Origin of the sequence: Bacillus cereus group sp. N21 (assembly GCF_016483395.1) — a bacterium.
GTDB lineage: Bacteria > Bacillota > Bacilli > Bacillales > Bacillaceae_G > Bacillus_A > Bacillus_A pseudomycoides.
In genome coordinates, this window is the sequence record NZ_JAEHBX010000418.1 from 1 (window position 1) to 241 (window position 241).

Here is a 241-nt window from a genome sequence, read left to right on the forward strand (position 1 = left end):
CCCATTCCCTTCACAAATCGCATGCACTTGCTTTTGTAGCTGAAACAACTCATGATTCTCACTTACTTTCGCCCAAAAAATACGTGGCCTGTCTTCCATGCCAAATGTTGAAAATCCTTGTAATGTGAAAGGTAGTTCCTTTTTTTCTATAAGTGTTTGTAATCCATTCTTTATTCCTTCTAATTGTTCCTCTGTCGCACTTCCTAAAAAGGAAAGGGTAATATGATAGTCTTCCTTATGT

General features: G+C 37.3%; 1 protein-coding gene. It reads right to left on the reverse strand.

Going from position 1 to position 241, the window contains the following annotated elements; all coding sequences use genetic code 11:
• Positions 1-241: RNA 2',3'-cyclic phosphodiesterase (gene thpR / locus JDS96_RS31470; RefSeq protein ID WP_199669186.1), on the reverse strand; the 241-nt coding region annotated here is incomplete at both ends.